The 16,890-nt window shown below is 63.9% G+C and carries 13 protein-coding genes, 1 tRNA gene and 2 pseudogenes; 11 read left to right on the forward strand and 5 right to left on the reverse strand.

Annotated features, from left to right (window positions below; all coding sequences use genetic code 11):
• Positions 1–74 precede the first annotated feature (74 nt).
• A complete protein-coding gene (locus KAK07_RS13325) occupies positions 75–242 on the reverse strand; it encodes a hypothetical protein (RefSeq protein WP_210861305.1) in 168 nt (55 codons plus the stop codon).
• Positions 243–316: 74 nt separating this feature from the next.
• Between KAK07_RS13325 and KAK07_RS13330 the strand changes: the two genes are divergently transcribed.
• The 7 genes and pseudogenes from KAK07_RS13330 to KAK07_RS13360 all read left to right on the forward strand — a co-directional run bounded on the left by KAK07_RS13330 (position 317) and on the right by KAK07_RS13360 (position 8,310).
• A complete protein-coding gene (locus KAK07_RS13330; protein ID WP_210861307.1) occupies positions 317–2,533 on the forward strand; it encodes a hypothetical protein in 2,217 nt (738 codons plus the stop codon).
• A 67-nt stretch (positions 2,534–2,600) separates the two neighbouring features.
• A pseudogene (locus tag KAK07_RS13335) lies at positions 2,601–3,522 on the forward strand (IS5 family transposase).
• 188 nt (positions 3,523–3,710) lie between these two features.
• Positions 3,711–4,481, forward strand: coding sequence for a DUF1353 domain-containing protein (locus KAK07_RS13340; protein WP_210861308.1), 771 nt, complete (start codon positions 3,711–3,713; stop codon positions 4,479–4,481).
• Entirely contained in the window at positions 4,478–5,008 is a 531-nt protein-coding gene (locus KAK07_RS13345) for a hypothetical protein (protein ID WP_210861310.1), read from the forward strand. The genes KAK07_RS13340 and KAK07_RS13345 overlap by 4 nt, the downstream gene beginning before the upstream one ends.
• Positions 5,009–5,421: 413 nt before the next feature.
• A pseudogene (locus KAK07_RS25340) lies at positions 5,422–5,646 on the forward strand (IS5/IS1182 family transposase); the annotation flags it as partial.
• A 262-nt stretch (positions 5,647–5,908) separates the two neighbouring features.
• Complete coding sequence (locus KAK07_RS13355) at positions 5,909–7,312, forward strand: YgdI/YgdR family lipoprotein (protein ID WP_210861311.1); 1,404 nt, start codon at positions 5,909–5,911, stop codon at positions 7,310–7,312.
• Complete coding sequence (locus KAK07_RS13360; RefSeq protein WP_210861313.1) at positions 7,312–8,310, forward strand: hypothetical protein; 999 nt, start codon at positions 7,312–7,314, stop codon at positions 8,308–8,310. The genes KAK07_RS13355 and KAK07_RS13360 overlap by 1 nt, the downstream gene beginning before the upstream one ends.
• A gap of 160 nt (positions 8,311–8,470) precedes the next feature.
• Here KAK07_RS13360 and KAK07_RS13365 read toward each other — a convergent pair.
• Positions 8,471–8,547, reverse strand: a tRNA-Ile gene (locus tag KAK07_RS13365).
• 45 nt (positions 8,548–8,592) lie between these two features.
• Positions 8,593–9,624, reverse strand: coding sequence for a heat-inducible transcriptional repressor HrcA (gene hrcA, locus KAK07_RS13370; RefSeq protein WP_210861315.1), 1,032 nt, complete (start codon positions 9,622–9,624; stop codon positions 8,593–8,595).
• Between the two features lie 72 nt (positions 9,625–9,696).
• Between hrcA and KAK07_RS13375 the strand changes: the two genes are divergently transcribed.
• From KAK07_RS13375 to KAK07_RS13390, 4 genes are read left to right on the forward strand one after another with little or no spacing between them, the layout of a single operon-like run.
• Positions 9,697–10,572 (forward strand): NAD kinase, encoded by an 876-nt coding sequence (locus KAK07_RS13375; RefSeq protein WP_210861317.1) that lies wholly within the window; start codon positions 9,697–9,699, stop codon positions 10,570–10,572.
• A 21-nt stretch (positions 10,573–10,593) separates the two neighbouring features.
• Positions 10,594–12,258, forward strand: a complete 1,665-nt coding sequence (recN, locus tag KAK07_RS13380) for a DNA repair protein RecN (protein WP_210861319.1) — start codon at positions 10,594–10,596, stop codon at positions 12,256–12,258.
• The gene (gene rapZ / locus KAK07_RS13385; RefSeq protein ID WP_310740730.1) at positions 12,255–13,166 is read left to right on the forward strand and encodes an RNase adapter RapZ; all 912 of its coding nucleotides are present in this window, start codon (positions 12,255–12,257) and stop codon (positions 13,164–13,166) included. Before recN ends, rapZ begins: the two co-directional genes overlap by 4 nt.
• Positions 13,163–13,789, forward strand: a complete 627-nt coding sequence (locus tag KAK07_RS13390; RefSeq protein WP_310740731.1) for an LON peptidase substrate-binding domain-containing protein — start codon at positions 13,163–13,165, stop codon at positions 13,787–13,789. The genes rapZ and KAK07_RS13390 overlap by 4 nt, the downstream gene beginning before the upstream one ends.
• On the opposite strand, the gene mutY is transcribed toward KAK07_RS13390, so the two are convergent.
• Both mutY and KAK07_RS13400 read right to left on the reverse strand, forming a co-directional pair.
• Positions 13,790–14,842, reverse strand: coding sequence for an A/G-specific adenine glycosylase (mutY, locus tag KAK07_RS13395; RefSeq protein ID WP_310740732.1), 1,053 nt, complete (start codon positions 14,840–14,842; stop codon positions 13,790–13,792).
• Positions 14,839–16,884 (reverse strand): dynamin family protein, encoded by a 2,046-nt coding sequence (locus KAK07_RS13400; protein ID WP_310740733.1) that lies wholly within the window; start codon positions 16,882–16,884, stop codon positions 14,839–14,841. The genes mutY and KAK07_RS13400 overlap by 4 nt, the downstream gene beginning before the upstream one ends.
• Positions 16,885–16,890: the final 6 nt, after the last annotated feature.

Here is a 16,890-nt window from a genome sequence, read left to right on the forward strand (position 1 = left end):
TGAAAGGACCCCCGGGGATCTCTCCGCGGGGGCCGGTGGCGGTGGATGAGACGGGGGGCGTCGTCTAGATCGGGTCACGGTCGCCTCCCGCGAAGGACGACGAGCCACGCGATCAGGGCCGCGAGGATCAGCGTCAGGACGACCAGGCCGACCTTGGCCAGGGCGAACGCGGCGGACAGCGCGCCGAGACGCAGCAGGACCGCGGCGGCGCCGACGATCAGGACGAAGACGAGGAAGGGCATGGGCGGGGTAGCTCCTTTGAGGTGGGTGGGTGGATGAAACGAAAAGACCCCGGGTGTGAGCCGGGGTCTGTGGGATGAGTAATCAGCAACTCCCTGCTTGCAAGTTGCGCAACGCGCCAAGCGTCAGCCATACTGCTGCGACCAATCAGGGAACGTACCGCATGACGAACTTATCCAAAGACGCCCTCAAGGGCTTTAACGACGCGGCTCAATCGCTCCGACTCTATCGACGTGCCGATCTGACTGACCCTGACAAGGGGAATTCACTGATAGAGGCGTTGTACGTGGATCCACTTCCCGAGCAACAGATTTTCGTAACGATGCTTCGACCCAACACGACCTTCCTCATTGGTCGAAAGGGTACCGGCAAGTCGACCATCTTCCAACGCTTGCAGTACGAGCTACGCAAGGTCAAGCACCAGACCAGCGCGTATATCGATATCAAGACGTTGTACGAGTCTTCACAGGTTGACGCAGCCCTTACCGAACGAGCACAGGCGGCGGTTGGCGCGATGCCGCGCGAGTACATACATCGTGTCCTGCTTCATCGAGAATTCTTGAGGCAATTCGTGCTTGCGATAAAGGATGAGCTAAGCAAACGGGTGAAAAGCACGATGTGGTCCAGGGTTCGGGAGAAGGTGACACGCTCGCACAGTGAGCTCTTTGAGGCCCTGGATGAACTATTGGACGATGCTTCGGAGGGCCGCTTCATCAGCGTCTTGGGAATCAAGAATCTTAAGCAAAAGACCTCCTCCACGAGCGCCCAAAAGAAGGAGATGATTGACGGCCTTGATGTGGCCGCATCGGCAAGCCCTGAACTCAGAGCGAAAGCTACAAACAATCAATCACAATCAACCAATATAACCAACGAGACTGAATTCGGCGATGTATTGATGCATTCACTGGATGTCAACGAACTAATATCAAGACTAAAATCACTACTGGAGCGTTTGGGAATTCGCAATCTATATCTACTTATAGACGACTTCTCCGAACTCCCCTTCGACGCGATGAAAACTGTCGTTGATGTTCTACTCGCCCCACTCAATAACTGGTCAGATGAGTTTGTCAAGCTAAAGATTGCCGCCTACCCCGGTCGTGTCTACTATGGAGAAATCGATAAGACAAAAATTGATGAGATCCACTTAGATCTGTATCGACTCTACGGACTCGCCGATGTCACGAAGATGGAAGAGAGCGCCATAGACTTTACAGAAAGGCTAGTTCGCGGGCGACTCTCGCACTTTGCCAGAGGGACTCTTCCTGAGGAATATTTCGATGGCGAACTGCAGGAGATCTGGCGTACTCTATTTTTCGCCACGATGGGCAATCCGCGCAATCTTGGCTACTTAATGCACTTCCTGTATGAAAGCCATCTGATCTACAAACAAAGACTATCTCGCCGCGCAATCTCAGAGGCAGCCAGAAAATATTACGAGGAGAAGGTTGAATCCTATTTCTATATCGGTAAATTCTTACATGAATCCTTTAACGAGAGATCGTCAATCTACTCACTAAAGGAGCTGCTAGAATCCATCGTAAAGAGGGCACGCGAACTTCGCAGTCATGATTCTTCAGTAATCCGACAGATAAAGGGCCGCCCGCCGACAAGTCACTTCCATGTACCGGTGACCCAAGAGGCGCTGCTCTCATCATTAGAACTAAACTTCTTTCTGACGAAGTACTTTGAAATGAGCGATCGAGATGGCAGAAAAGTCGCTGTCTTTGCCCTCAACTTTGGACTATGTGACAAGTACACCATCTCCTTCGGCAGACCAGCTGGCGAAAGAGAATTCCGCCTCTATTTTGTAGAAAGAATATTCGACTTTACCGCATTACTAGTTGCCTACCTTGCCAAGAACCAGGAGATTCAGTGTGAATCTTGCAGAACAAAGTTTCCAATTGAGCAGCTTGAAGCATTAAGACTTTACGGTATGCGATGCCCAAAGTGCGGGCAGGGCGTCTGCACCGTCACCAATTTATCGAAGAAGTACGCGGGGACGATTGCAGCGGTCGATGAGGCATTGCTACTGCCCCGAATGGAATTGGGCATACTGCAGACTCTAGCGCAGGAAGGCGAACCTATGCGTGCTGGAGCTATTGCGTCTGAGTTGGACTGTTCTTACCAAATGATTGGAAAGCGAGGCAAGATCCTAGCCAACCGCGGCCTCTTGGCACGTGACGAAAATGACGACGGTATTCGTGTTTTCTCGATAAGCGAGGAAGCTAAGTCCGTGTATTTTTCTGCAGGTGACGACTCGGAACTCGATGTCGGAACAAAGCGGAGTTAGGGGGGGCGGCATAAATCGCCTCACGCCGTGCTTGGCACCGACGTGAAGCCCTGAGACGATAGGGTCCATGACGCAGCACAGCCCGGGCCTGGGAGTGATGGCCAAGAGAACGCGACGCAGGGAGTTCATGGACGAGATGGAGAAGGTCGTGCCCTGGGCTGATCTGGTGGCCTTGGTGTCGCCTTACCTCCCTGAAGGCAAGCGTGGTCGCCCGCCGTTCTCGCCCGAGACCATGTTGCGCATTCACTTCATGCAGCAGTGGTTCGCGCTGAGCGACCCGGCGATGGATGAGGCGCTGCACAACATGCCGGTGTTTCGCGAGTTCGCGGGCCTGGAAGGCTGGGACGAGCGGCTACCCGACGAGAGCACGATCCTGCGCTTCCGACATGTGCTGGAGAAACACAAGCTGGCCGCCAAGATCCTGCAGACCGTCAACGACCCGCTGAGAGCCAAGGGCGTGATGCCCAAGAGCGGTACGGTGGTGGACGCCACCTTGATCGCCGCACCAAGTTCGACGAAGAGCAGCAGCGGCGAGCGCGACCCGGAGATGAAGCAAAGCCGCAAGGGCCAGCAGTGGTACTTCGGCATGAAGTACCACATCGGCGTTGAGGTCGAGCCGTGCCTGTTTAGAAGCAGCGGCCAACAAGTTTTTGCTAATTCGGGCGACCAAGGGGCGGGCGCTAATTCGGGCGACCAAGGGGCGGGCGAACGGCCCGACGCCCGTGCAAGCGTGACCTGGCACATCAACGTGCGACCTGGCTTGACCAGAACGCTGGACCCAAGCGATCCCATTGATCTAGTCGATGAGCAACTAGAGCGGGTCAAGGTCGGCATCAGGGCGAGGATCGAACACCAGCGGTCCGACGCCAGTTCGTGCATGCCAAGGAAGCTATCGCGGGCTCGCCAAGTACATAGCGCCGTTGTATATGCTGTTTCGACTTGCGAGCCCTTGGCTGGCGCGGCGAAAACTCATGGCAGCGATGGCTTGAGTGCCTATGAAGTCCGGCAATTGGGCCTCGCCACCGCAGATTGCGCAGCCCTTAAGCGGTCGAATGGTGCGAATCTGCGGCTGGCGATATTACATTTCAATCGGTTCAGCGCATTGCAAAGCTCTGGTAGGTTTTGTGCAGACCTACCTTCGCTCACCTTATAGCATAAGCCAAGTCGGGGAAATTCAATGTTCGAGCAATCAATACTAGCCCGAAACCTAACCATTGCCGTCGTCACCCTATTCACCCTACTCTGCATCATTAAACCCGCAGGAGCTCAAGACAAAGGGCGATTCATAGGCTCAGTCCAAGCAGAGTGGCTTGATGATGGCCGCAATATGAAACTACTAAAGGACTTCTTCTATATCGACTCAAAGGAAAAAGTTTGGGTGGCCAAGACAGGACTAATAGTTGATGGCGCATCCATTCCTAAGCCTGCTTGGAGCCTCATCGGAGGACCCTTCGAAGGAAATTATCGCGATTCATCAGTTATACACGACTCAGCATGCAAGGCTAGACTTGAAAATTGGGAACGCGTACACGAGGTATTTTATGAGGGAATGCTCACTTCAGGAGTGAGCGAAAATATGGCAAAACTAATGTATATGGCTGTATATCACTTCGGCCCCCGATGGGCTCTAAGGCGAAAGGAAAGCAGCCTCCCAGTGTCCTCAGCGATAGATCGCGCCGAAAAATACAGGCGCATGAGCACCGCGGCAATAACTTACTCAGCCAGTATCGAAAATATTCGGCTAGAGCGCACCGGCAGCACAGCAAGCAATGGAACAAAGCAAGAAATTGCGGATCTGATTATTATTGGCAACCCAACCAAGAGCACCTTCGATGAATCCAACTTTGATCAGCTGCGAAAAATTATAGAATCAAGAAGTTTAACACCTGAGGACATTAGAAATCTCAGCATCAAAGACCTTGAGCACATAAGGGATGAAACAAAGTGAGCGGACTTTCAAACATCAAGCGCATCTCACTGATCCTTACTGAGATTATTTTCACACTTTCAATTGCGTCTTTTTCAAATATAGCGAACGCAGAACCGGAAGATCATGAGGCCAAAGCCGATTCCGCCTGGATACTAGGAGAATATGGAAAGTTCTTGTTTCATAGTCGAAAACTGGAAGAACAGTGTAAATGCTTTGAAGGCGCATACAATGTGGCACTTGGACACATGTTGAACGGCCAATTCAAAGAAGCCAAGATAAAAATTTCAGAAATCATCCGACAGGCAGTCATCAGTAGTGATGACTTAGGCATCCTAGTCAAACTTGATCAAGAGGTTGACGCCAACGTCAAGTATCTCGCCTTCCTGCGAAAACAGTACGGTTATAATGCAAGCGACGGCTCGCTAAGCTCAACAATCAGAGACCTCAGACCTGACGAGGCCGGCTATATATTGACTGCCTTAAGGGGCCAAGGTGCAGCAATTCAGATTCCGTCAGCGAAACCGCTCGAAGTTAGGAGAAAATAGCCTAACGTTTCACCCCAACAATTTCGCCCACCAAAATCTGATAAATCGCACCACCACAAGCAACGATGGCGAGTATTAATGCGAGGTTCCGCCCGCATTGGGTTGACTATCAACCAGTCGCCCATGTGGTTTTCGAGGCTCTTTCCGAGGGGAACGATTTGGACATACAAACCAATTCGAGTGATTGCGATCAGCGGGTGCTGAGCTTCGAGTTTGTGGTCTTGATGTAGTCGGGCCTGCGAATTTCAGTTGCCGAACTCGACGGAGCCCCAACCCCGACGCAGCGTTGACAGCGATGGTGCCACAAGCGCCATCGCCATGGCGTCAGTGACCCGATGTACGACGAATGCCAGCAACGCCAAGGCGCATTAAACGCCGGCCAAGCCGAGACGGCCGATCGCCCGCAGCAGCAGCCGACGATCGGCCACATTAAGCCCGACGGGCTGCTGGGCAAGAACTGGCTCAAGGGCGCTGATGGTGACGCGCTTCATGCGCTGCTGTGCGGCGCCGGGCACAACCTGAGGATGATCCTGCGGCACCTGCGGGCGCTTTGCTTGGCCCTCGTTGCCTGGCTCATATTCGTCGCCCGCAACGTACTCGCGTCAGACAGCCTGAGTGCCCGTGGCGCGGGCGGCTGAAAGCGAGTTGGTCAGGACGGACTAAGAAGCTTTGGTGCGCCGCAACGCCTCAGACCACTACACCCGTGTCATCTGCGACGCCTTCGACAAATCCCACGATTCGCTGATCGACGAGATTCGCCCCGACGTATATACGCATGGCTCCCTCATCTCGATAGAGGATGTAATCTTCGTGAAAGTGCTTCTAAATGCTCGCCAGTTGCCTTTGCGAGCTGGGCGAAGGTGCCAATCGAAACTAATGCAGCAATCTAGGAGGCCATCGATGTCCCGCCACTTCATTACGCCAGCCCTGTTGGCAGTGTCCGTCCTTGCCCTGGCCGGCTGTGCCAGTGTCAGCGTTGTGAGAGTGACAGAGGGGTCACAGCAGCCTGAAGGTCTTCCGTTCTACTTGCCGCGCCCATACGTTCAGGTGTATGAGCCATTCGTCATCGGCTCCAAACCCTACCTGGTCTCCGGAAAGCTCTCCCCTGACGGAAAGTATCTCCTAGTCGACAACGTCAGCGACCAGGGTGCACTGGACGGGCTGTTCCGCTCCGACCTAAGCAAAGAGCAGGCTCCGCGGGTTCCCGTCAATGTCATACGCAAGCGCGGTGTGGCGACAGACAGTCCTGGCCTGACAGGCAGCGCACAGGGCGGAACCGAAACCTCCGCCACCGCTGCAGCGCCGGCATCCGCAATCCCCGCGGCTTCCGCCGCCAGCGCGGCATCGGCACCAGACTCTGCCGGGTCAGCTCCGACAGGTACTCAACCCAGCGGCAACTTCAACGTCTCCGTAACGAACACGACCTCCCTGTTTCCGCCGACGCTAGGCCGGCGCTTCTTCGACGTCGTTTGGATGCCTGACTTCGAAGAGAAGTATGTTGTCCAAGGCAAGCCTGGACTGGGAAATACGAACATTGGCGTGACGATGACACAGGGCTGGGGCCTCTATGGTCTTGACGCTCGCGTTGACAACAGTGCCATAGTGAAGCCACTCCTGGATTTCTACTCGACTGGCTTCGACGCGCTGGGCAAGCTCGCCAAGAGTAAGATTTTCCCGGCTGGGGAACTCACCGGAGGAGGCGCCCAGGGCGCGATTGAAACCGCTGAACTCCCGCCTGGCGCGAGGGTTACGGTCAAGGTCACCAGAGTCCAGGTGGTAGCTCCTGGTCTGTATCCGATCCTGAAGCCGAAGGAAGTGTCCGGCGCGACCGAGGCCTCCAGCGGCGCACGCGACTTGGTGACACGTCACATCCCCCTGCGCCCGTACACCAACATTGCGTTCAACACCTACGAGGTTGTTGTCGTGGAAGTTGCCAAGCCAACCGGCGACACCCCGATGAACTTGCAGCGCTACTTCGACCCATCAGGTGCGGATGGAGCGTTGGTCCCGCCTGCTCCTGCGAACAACCTCACCGGAGGCGGTAGCGGCGCAACGCTCAACGTTGCCGACTTGGAGAAAAAGGTCAACGAATTGCTGGCAAATCGCAAGGGGAGCGATGGCGCTGTTTGGAAGGTGTCCGGCCTGAAGCAGGACAACTCGAACCTGATAGGAACCGCTACGCTCTCCGGAGGGACCGCCAAGCCCACCGGCATCGTGACCATGGCTGACCTCGGCACGTTCGTTGCCAACCAAACCGGCTCCAAGGTCTTGCCTGGGAACGTGAAACTCACCGAGGCGAAGTGATGGCCACGAAGCCAAAACCTGCGTCGCCACCAGCGGCGGTCCGGCGCTGGAACGAACTCCCGCCGGAACAGCAACTCGCTACGGTCAGAGAGGTCTGCGGCACCAAGGGCGCAGCGCTGCTGAAGCGATTTGACGGCGTGATAGCCGTTGGCGCGGGGTATAAGAAATCCGCTAACGCCGTATCCGAGGCGATTTGTCTGGGTATGCTTGTCAAGAAGAAGCGAACCAAGAACATCGCCCGCCCGGTTCCCGACCGCCTGCTCTTCACGGTCATTCGCGATGGAAAACTAGTGCGGCTATCCATCCCAACTGACGTCGAGGAACTCGGCAAGGGAAAGCCGCACGCTGTCAACCTCGCTCATGGGATCCGCGCGTTCAACCGGAACAACCCCAAACAGGGGGTTCCTGGTGCGGCCTGCTGTGCCGTCGTGGATACGAATCAACCACCGAATCGATACATCCTCGGATGCCGTCACGTCCTCGCGCTTTCACTTCTGACGACGGGGTGCGCTGCTTTCAATGCCACCGATGTGGCTGATAGAGGCATGAACACGCGGGTCGGTCAGTTGTTCTTCCCACTGCCGATGGCACCAAACGGACAACCCTGTCTTGATGCTGCGATTTCCCTCGTGGACCCAAGTACCCCCGTTGACTGGCTTTCGGCCCAAGGCATCAGGCCTACCGTTGTCGAGCCCGGCGCGCGACAACCTCAAAACTGCTTCGTCTTCACACCCGACGGTCCTTTGCAGGCAATCTTTGTCAAGGAGTGGGCGAATGTCCCCTTGCGGTATGCAGGATGCGGCACAGTCATCATCGCCGGTGCCTACCAGTTCCAGGCTGCGACTGTGGGCGGCCACAGCGGATCGCCAGTGATGACACCGGACGGTACGCTCTTCGGAATGCACTTCTGGGGTGATCCCAGTCAGAGCCTTGCGATGGCTATTCCAGCTTTCATGCTGTTCCAGCCCGGTCGCTTCCCGGTCAACATCCGGCTGTAGAAGGCAAGTGAAGCCTGCGGCAGATCGGGCACAGTTCTGGACCGCAGGCCGTCCAAGCTGGGTCGGAATTTGAAGCATGATGCCGAGGTCGGCCAGCACGCATCGAATGAGGCTCGGCGAAATCCGACATTCATCCCGTCGCATCCCGCGCCGAATGAGGTGGTAGGCCGCCGGGGGCTCGAACCCCGGACCAAAGGATTATGAGTCCTCTGCTCTAACCGACTGAGCTAGCGGCCCGAAGGGGGCGATTGTAGGCAGGGGAACCCGCCGCTCCGGCGCGGCTCAGCGCGGCGCCGACAAGGCGTTGCTGACCAGCTTGGACGTGATGTCCACGATCTGGATCATGCGGTCGTAGGCCATGCGGGTGGGGCCGATGACGCCCAGGGTGCCGACGATGCGGCCGTCCACTTCGTAGGGGGCCGAGACGACCGAGAGTTCCTCGAAGGGCACGATGCGGCTTTCGCCGCCGATGAAGATGCGCACGCCCTCGGCGCGGCTGGAGGTGTCGAGCAGGCGCATCAGCTGGGTCTTCTGCTCGAACAGGTCGAACATCTTGCGGATGCTGCCCATGTCGTTGCCGAAGTCCTGCACGCCCAGCAGGTTGCGCTCGCCGCTGACCACCACCTGCTCCTGGGTCTCGGCAATGGCGTCGGTGCCGGCCTGCACCGCGGCCTGCATCAGCGTGGCGATCTCGCCGCGCAGCTGGTCGATCTCGCTCTTCAGGCGGGCGCGCACTTCGTCGATCGCCAGACCGGCGTAGTGGGCGTTCAGGTAGTTGGTGGCCTCGACCAATTCGCTTTGCGTGTGGTCGTGGGCGGTGAAGATGACGCGGTTCTGCACGTCGCCGTCGGGCGCCACCATGATGACCAGCACGCGCCGCTCGCCCAGGCGCAGGAACTCGATGTGGTGGAAGACGCTGCTCTTCTTGGGCGCGGTCACCACGCCCACGAAGCTGGACAGGCTGGACAGCAGGTGCGCCGCCTGGGCGATCACGCGCTGGGGCTGGTCGGGGTGCAGCTGGTCACGCGCGGCGGCCATGTCGGGGGAGGCCTGGTCCAGTTGCAGCGGCTGGACCGTCAGCATAGTGTCGACGAACAGCCGGTAGCCGCGGGCGGTGGGCACGCGGCCGGCGGAGGTGTGGGGGCTGACGATCAGGCCCATGTCCTCTAGGTCGGCCATCACGTTGCGGATGGTGGCGGGCGACAGCTCCAGCCCCGAGGCCTTGGACAGCGTGCGCGAACCCACCGGCTGGCCGTCCGCAATGTAGCGTTCGACCAGGGTTTTCAGCAGGGAACGGGCGCGCTCGTCGAGCATGCTTTTCATTGTACGGACATGGGCACCGGGGCCCCGTTGCGCCAAGGGCCCTGTGGTGTAATTCCCCACACCATGACCGTGCGTTTCCGCCATGCCGCGCTGATCGGCAAGTACCAGGCCCAGGGCATCCGGCCGATGCTGGAACGCATCGCCGAATTCCTGTCGCGCCGCGGGCTGGAAGTCTCGGTCGACCGGGACACCGCCTTCAACACCAGCTGGAACGACTACGGCGCGCTCACGCCCGAGCAGATCGGCGCCGCCTGTGACCTGGCGGTGGTGGTGGGCGGCGACGGCACGATGCTGGGCATCGCCCGCGAGCTGGCGGCCTACAACCTGCCGCTGGTGGGCATCAACCAGGGCCGGCTAGGCTTCATCACCGACGTGCGCGCCACCGACTGGGAAGAGGCCCTGGGCCCGATCGTGGAAGGCGACTACGAGGAAGAGCGCCGCTCGATGATCGAAGGCGGCATCTGGCGCGACGACGAGCAGATCTTCCAGGGCCTGGCCCTGAACGACGTGGTGGTGGGCCGCGGCGCCTTTGCCAGCATGGTGGAGCTGCGGGTGGACATTGGCGGCGAATTCGTCGCCAACATGCGCGCCGATGGCCTGATCCTGGCCTCGCCCACCGGCTCCACCGCCTATGCGCTGTCGGCCGGCGGGCCGATCCTGCACCCGGCGATCGGCGGCTGGGTGCTGGTGCCGATTGCCTCGCACACACTGTCGAACCGGCCGATCGTGCTGCCCGATTCGCAAGAGGTGGAAATCACCATCGTCAACGGCCGCGACACCAGCGCCAGCTTCGACACCCAGCGCCTGGCCAGCCTGCTGCACGGCGACCAGGTGCGGGTGCGGCGCTCGGCGCAGTCGGTGCGCTTTCTGCATCCGCGCGGCTGGAGCTACTACGCCACGCTGCGCCGCAAGCTGCGCTGGTACGAGGGGGTGGTGTAACCACCCCGCCCAGAGGGCCACATGCTCAAGCATCTGACACTCAAGGACTTCGTCATCGTTGACGCGCTGGATCTGGATTTCGGCGCGGGCTTTGGTGTGCTGACCGGCGAAACCGGTGCCGGCAAGTCCATCCTGATCGACGCGCTGCAGCTGGCGCTGGGCGCGCGCGCCGAGGCGCTGGTGGTGCGTGAAGGCGCCGCCCGCGCCGAGATCACCGCCACCTTTGACAGCCCGGCGTCGCTGGCCGGCTGGCTGGACGAGGCCGGCTTCGAAGGTGGCGACGAGCTGCTGCTGCGCCGCATCGTCGATGCCCAGGGCAAGAGCCGCGCCTTCATCAACGGCAGCCCGGCCACCGTGGCCCAGCTGCGCGAGGCGGCCGACCACCTGGTGGACATTCACGGCCAGCATGCCTGGCAGGGCCTGACCCGGCCGGCCGCGGTGCGCGCCCTGCTGGACGAACAGGCCGGCGTGGACACCCGCGCCATGGCCCAGGCCTTTGCCGACTGGCGCAGCGCTGCGCAGGCGCTGGCCGAGGCCCGCACCCGCCAGGGCGAGCTGGCCAGCGAGCGCGAGCGCCTGCAGTGGCAGATCGGCGAGCTGGAGCGCCTGGCGCCCGGCGCCGACGAATGGCCCGAGCTGAACGCCGAGCACCAGCGCCTGGCCCATGGCCAGGCGCTGATCGACGCGGTGGGCCGCGCCGCCGCCCACCTGGACGACGACGAGGCCAGCGCCAGCAGCCTGACCACCCGGGCGATCGACGCGCTGGACGACGTGGCCGAGTTCGACGCCCGGTTGTCGCCCGCGCTGGTCGCGCTGCGCGACGCGCAGGCGCAGATCGACGACGCCGCGCACACGCTGCGCGCCTACCTGTCGCGCGCCGAACTCGACCCGGCCCGCCTGGGTGAACTGGACGCCCGCCTGTCGGCCTGGATGAGCCTGGCGCGCCGCTACCGCCGCCCGCCCGAGGAACTGCCCGCCCTGCTGGCCGAGTGGCAGGCCGCGCTGCGCGCGCTGGACGACGCCACCGACCTGGACGGCCTGCAGGCCCGCACCGACGCTGCCGAAGCCGCCTGGCGCACCGAGGCCAGGAAGATCAGCCGCGCCCGCCAGAAGGCCGCCGGTCCGCTGGCCGAGCGGGTGACCGAGGCGATGCAGCAGCTGGGCATGGCCGGTGGCCGCTTTGAAGTCGCGCTGCTGCCCCAGGACGAGCCGCAGGCCTTCGGCCTGGAAAGCGTGGAGCTGCGCGTGGCTGGCCACGCCGGCAGCGCCCCGCGCGCGCTGGCCAAGGTGGCCTCGGGCGGCGAGCTCTCGCGCCTGGCGCTGGCGATTGCCGTCACCACCGTGCAGGCCCAGGCCAGTGGCCCGGCCACGCTGATCTTCGACGAGATCGATTCGGGCGTCGGCGGCACCGTGGCCGACACCGTGGGCCGGCTGATGAAGCGCCTGGGCCAGCGCGCCCAGGTGCTGGCCGTGACCCACCTGCCGCAGGTGGCCGCCTGCGCCGACCGCCACTATGTGGTGGCCAAGGCCGAGCAGGCGGGCCGCACGCTCAGCCGCGTCACCCCGGTGGCCGGCGAGGCCCGGGTGGCCGAGGTGGCCCGCATGCTGGGCGGCGAGCGCGCCGCCGGCACCAGCCTGGCGCACGCGCAGGAGCTGATCCGCCAGGGCGCCGGAGAAGCGCGGTGAGCCAGGAACTCTCCGACGCCGACGAACGCGAGGTCACCGCCCAGCGGGAGGTGGTGCTGGTCACCGGCACCGCCGGCTCGGGCAAGTCGGTGGCGCTGCATGCGCTGGAAGACGCGGGCTTTTTCTGCGTCGACAACCTGCCGCCCGAGCTGCTGCGCGACTTCATCCGCGTGGAGTCCGAACACGGCGTACGCCGCATGGCGATCGCGGTGGATGTGCGCACCGCCGGATCGCTGCCGCACCTGGGGCCGGTGCTCGACCAGCTGCGCGCCGAGGGCGTGACGGTGCGCAGCCTGTTCCTGGACGCCACCACCACCCAGCTGGTGACGCGCTTTTCCGAAACCCGCCGCCCGCACCCCTTGAGCAAGCCGGTGATCGACGGCGACGCCCACCGCGCGCTGTTCGAGGCCATCGAGCTGGAGCGTACGCTGCTGGCCGAGCTGCGCGAGCGCTCCACCGTGCTGGACACCTCCAAGCTGCGTCCGGCCCAGCTGCGCAGCTGGGTGCGTGACCTGGTGGGCGCCGAGGGCAGCCGGCTGACGCTGGTCTTCGAGTCCTTCGCCTTCAAGCGCGGCGTGCCGCTGGACGCCGACCTGGTGTACGACGTGCGCGTGCTGCCCAACCCCTTCTACATCCGCGAGCTGCGCGTGCAGACCGGCCTGGACGCGCCGGTGGCCGACTACCTGCAGGCCCAACCCGAGGTGGGGCAGATGCTGGACATGATCGACGGCTTCGTGCGGCACTGGCTGCCCTCGTTCGAGCACGACCAGCGCAGCTACCTGACGGTGGCCATCGGCTGCACCGGCGGCCAGCACCGCTCGGTCTACATCGTCGAGCAGCTGGCGCGGCGCTTTGCCGGCCGCGTGGCCACGCTGCGCCGCCACCGCGAGCTGGCGCCCGCCGCGTGAACGATCTGCCGCAGTCCCTGCCGCTGTTCCCGCTGCAGGCGGTGCTGTTCCCCGGCGGCGCGCTGGCGCTGAAGGTGTTCGAGGCGCGTTACCTGGACCTGATCGGCCGCTGCCTGCGCGAGAACAGCCCCTTCGGCGTGGTCTGTCTGACCCAGGGCACCGAGGCGCGCCTGCCGGGCCAGGACGAGGCCGTGCGCTTTGAATCGCTGGGCACGCTGGCGCTGCTGCGCGACGTGGACGCCGAGCGCCCCGGGCTGCTGCGCATCCGCTGCGAGGGCGGGCGGCGCTTTCGCTTCGGCCGCGTCAGCGCGCAGGCGCTGGGCCTGTGGCAGGCCGAAGACCTGCAGTGGCTGCCCGAGGACCCGCCGCAGCCGCCCGGCCCGGCCATGCAAGGCGCGGCCGATGCGCTGACGCGCGCGCTGCCCGCGATCACCGCGCGCGACCCGCACTGGCTGGCCGGCGCCGCGCGCCCCGATGACGCCGGCTGGGTGGCGCACCGCTGGTGCGAGCTGCTGCCCATCTCCTTGCAGGCCCGCCAGCGCCTGCTGGCGCTGGACGACCCGCTGGCGCGGCTGCAGGTGGTGCACGCCTTCCTGCTGCAGCAGGGGCTGATCAGCGCCTGATCAGCGCCGCAGGAGGCGCGTCAACGGCGCGGGCAAGCCCACCGCATCCAGCTCGGCCGATGCCACCCAGCGCCCCCCGGGCCAGCGGTGCTGCAGCTGCTCGGCCGACGGCGCCTCACCGCTGAAGCGGAACTGCCAGGGCGTGATGACCATGTCACGGTGGGTGAGCACATGGGTGAAGGTCTCACCCGGCGTGGCGGTGCCGGTCCAGCCCTGCACCGCGGCCTGCGCGTCGGCGGCATCGGCGCATTCGGGCAGGCTCCACAGCCCGGCCCAGACGCCGCGCGCCGGCCGCGGCAGCAGCCAGTGGGCGCCGTCGGCGCGGCGCAGCCACAGCCAGGTCAGCGCCACCCGGCTGCGCTTGAGCTTGCGGGTCTTGCGCGGGAACTCGGCGGTGCGGTCCTCGGCCCGGGCGCGGCAATGGGCCTGCAGCGGGCAATCGGCGCAGCGCGGCTGGCGCTGGCTGCACAGCGTGGCGCCCAGGTCCATCAGGCCCTGGGTGTAGGCCGGCATGTCCTGGCCTTGAGCGGGCAGCAGGTCCTGGGCCTGGGCCCACAGCGCGCGCTCCACGCGGGTCTCGGCCAGGTCGCCCTCGAAGGCCAGTACACGGGTCAGCACGCGCTTCACGTTGCCGTCCAGGATGGGCACCCGCTCGTCCCAGCAGAAGGCGGCGATCGCGGCGGCGGTGCTGCGGCCGATGCCGGGCAGGTCCTGCAGCGCCTGGGCGCTGCGCGGAAAGGCGCCGCCGTGCTGCGCCACCACCTGCTGCGCGCAGCGGTGCAGGTTACGGGCGCGGCTGTAGTAGCCCAGGCCGGCCCACAGCGTCAGCACGTCATCTTGCGGCGCGGCGGCCAGCGCGGCCACGTCGGGGAAGCGCTGCAGGAAGCGCTCGTAGTAGCCCAGCACGGTGCTCACCTGGGTCTGCTGCAGCATGATTTCCGAGAGCCACACGCGGTACGGGTCGCGCGTGCCCTGCCAGGGCAGCGCATGGCGGCCGTGCTGGCGTTGCCAGGCCACCAGCGGGGTGGCGATGTCGGGCAGCCGGGCGCTCACGCGCGGCGCGAGGGGGCCATCGCGCCGTCGCTGCGCACCAGCGTCAGCGGGCTGCGGCCGGTGGCCGAGGGCAGCGCGGCCGGGCCGCGCTCGGCGCGCTGGCGCACCGCGGTGCCCAGGTCATAGGCCTGGTCGACCTGGGCCAGCAAACGCTGGTCCTGGGCCTCGACCTCGGCCAGGCGGCGTTCCAGCTCACCGGTGGCCTGCAGGATGCGCTCCAGCGCCTCGGCGCGGCGCTTGAAGCTGCGCCGGCGTTCGCGGTACTGGCTGTCGATCATCGAGGATGCGGCCTGGTTCCAAGCCTCGACCTCGCCCTGCGCGGTCTCGAAGACGGTGCGCAGCTTGGACACCAGCATGCGCTGCAGCTGCTCATTGAAGCCGTCCTGCGTCATGCGCACGATGCGGGTGACGCCGAAGTAGCGCGCATAGCCGCGCTCGATCAGCTGCAACTCCTCGCGGAAGGCGGCCAGGTCGGGCGCGGGCTCCAGCGCCAGCGAGAAGCCGAACTCGGCGTTGAGCTGGTGGAACGAGGCCTCGAGCATCTGGCCGATCTCGGTGCAGTCGTGGGCGGCCTTGTCGATGTGGGCCACCAGGCGCTGGCACAGCTCGCCGAAGGCGGCGCGCGCGCGCAGGTTGAACCAGCTGCTGCCCAGGGTCTGCTGCAGCGCATGGACCGCCTCGCGCACGCGCTCGGAGGAGAGCGAGCGCAGCGTGCCGCGCAGCATGCGGGCATGCACCGCGCGCAGCGCCGACAGGCGGGCGGTGCAGCGTTCGAACTCGGCGGTGTCGGCGCGCACCCGGGTGAGCATCTGGTTGACGCGGCCCTGGCTCTTGCCGCGCAGGCCGCGCAGCTCCAGCATCTGCTCGGCGTTGTGGCGGCGCTGGTCGCGCAGGCGGCGCGTGGCGTGTTCCAGCAGCGACTGCACGCCGCCGATCACGGTCTTGCCCAGCAACTGCTGGCGCTGCGGCAGCAGGCTCTGGGTGAGCGCGGCTTCCAGCGCCGGCAGGCGGCTGGCGGCCAGGCGCTCGGCGTCGCCCTCCAGGCGGGCGGTCAGGGCCATGCGCGCCGAGACCGGGAACACGCGGTCTCGCTCGATGTGCAGGGTCTCGGCGGTGGTGACGCACTGGCGCTCAATGGCCGCCTCGCGGTCTTCCTCGGTGGCCAGCGGGTCGGCCAGGGTGTCGACCTTGTTGAGCACGACGAAGCAACTCAGGCCCTGGCCGCCCAGGTGCTGGGTCCAGACATCCAGGTCGGAGCGGGTCACGCCGGTGTCGGCGCCCAGCACGAACAGCGCCGCATGGGCGCTGGGCAGCAGGCCCAGGGTCAGTTCGGGTTCGGCACCGATGGCGTTCAGGCCCGGGGTGTCCACCACCACCAGGCCGCGCTGCAGCAGCGGGTGCGGGAAGTTGATGATCGCGTGGCGCCAGGCGGGCACCTCGACCTGGCCGTTGGCGGCCACCGGCGGGTTGTCGGCGCCGATCTCGTCGGACCACAGGCCCAGCGCGCGGGCCTGGTCGATGCTGACCTGGCGGGTGGCGGTGACCTCGACCACGGCGCGCGAGAGCGCGGCCATGTCAGACGGGTCCAGCTGCACGCGGTGCCAGCGCTCGCGCTGCCGGCGCCATTCGGCCAGCGAGCTGCCCTCGCGGCGGGTGTCGATCGGCAGCAGGTCCAGCGTGGGCAGCTCCTGCTCGTCCCAGCTGAGCTCGACCGGGCACATCGTGGTGCGACCCGGCGTGGCCGGCAGCACGCGCTGGCCGGCGTCGGCGAAGAAGATGGCGTTGATCAGCTCGCTTTTGCCGCGCGAGAACTCGGCGACGAAGGCCACCACCAGCTTGTCGGTGGCCAGGCGCTGGCGCAGCGACTGGGCGCTTTGCAGCGCGGCGCTGGACAGCAATTCGCCCTCGACCAGGAAGCGGGTCAGCGCGTCCAGGTCGCGCTCCAGCGCGAGGCGCCAGTCGGTCAGGGCATCCAGACCCGGCACCAGCATCGGCTGCAGGGCGGTCGGGTCGGTGTCCAGGGCGGGGTCGCGGGTCTTCACGGTCAG

It is taken from the genome of Ideonella alba (assembly GCF_018069875.1).
Lineage (GTDB): Bacteria > Pseudomonadota > Gammaproteobacteria > Burkholderiales > Burkholderiaceae_C > Ideonella > Ideonella alba.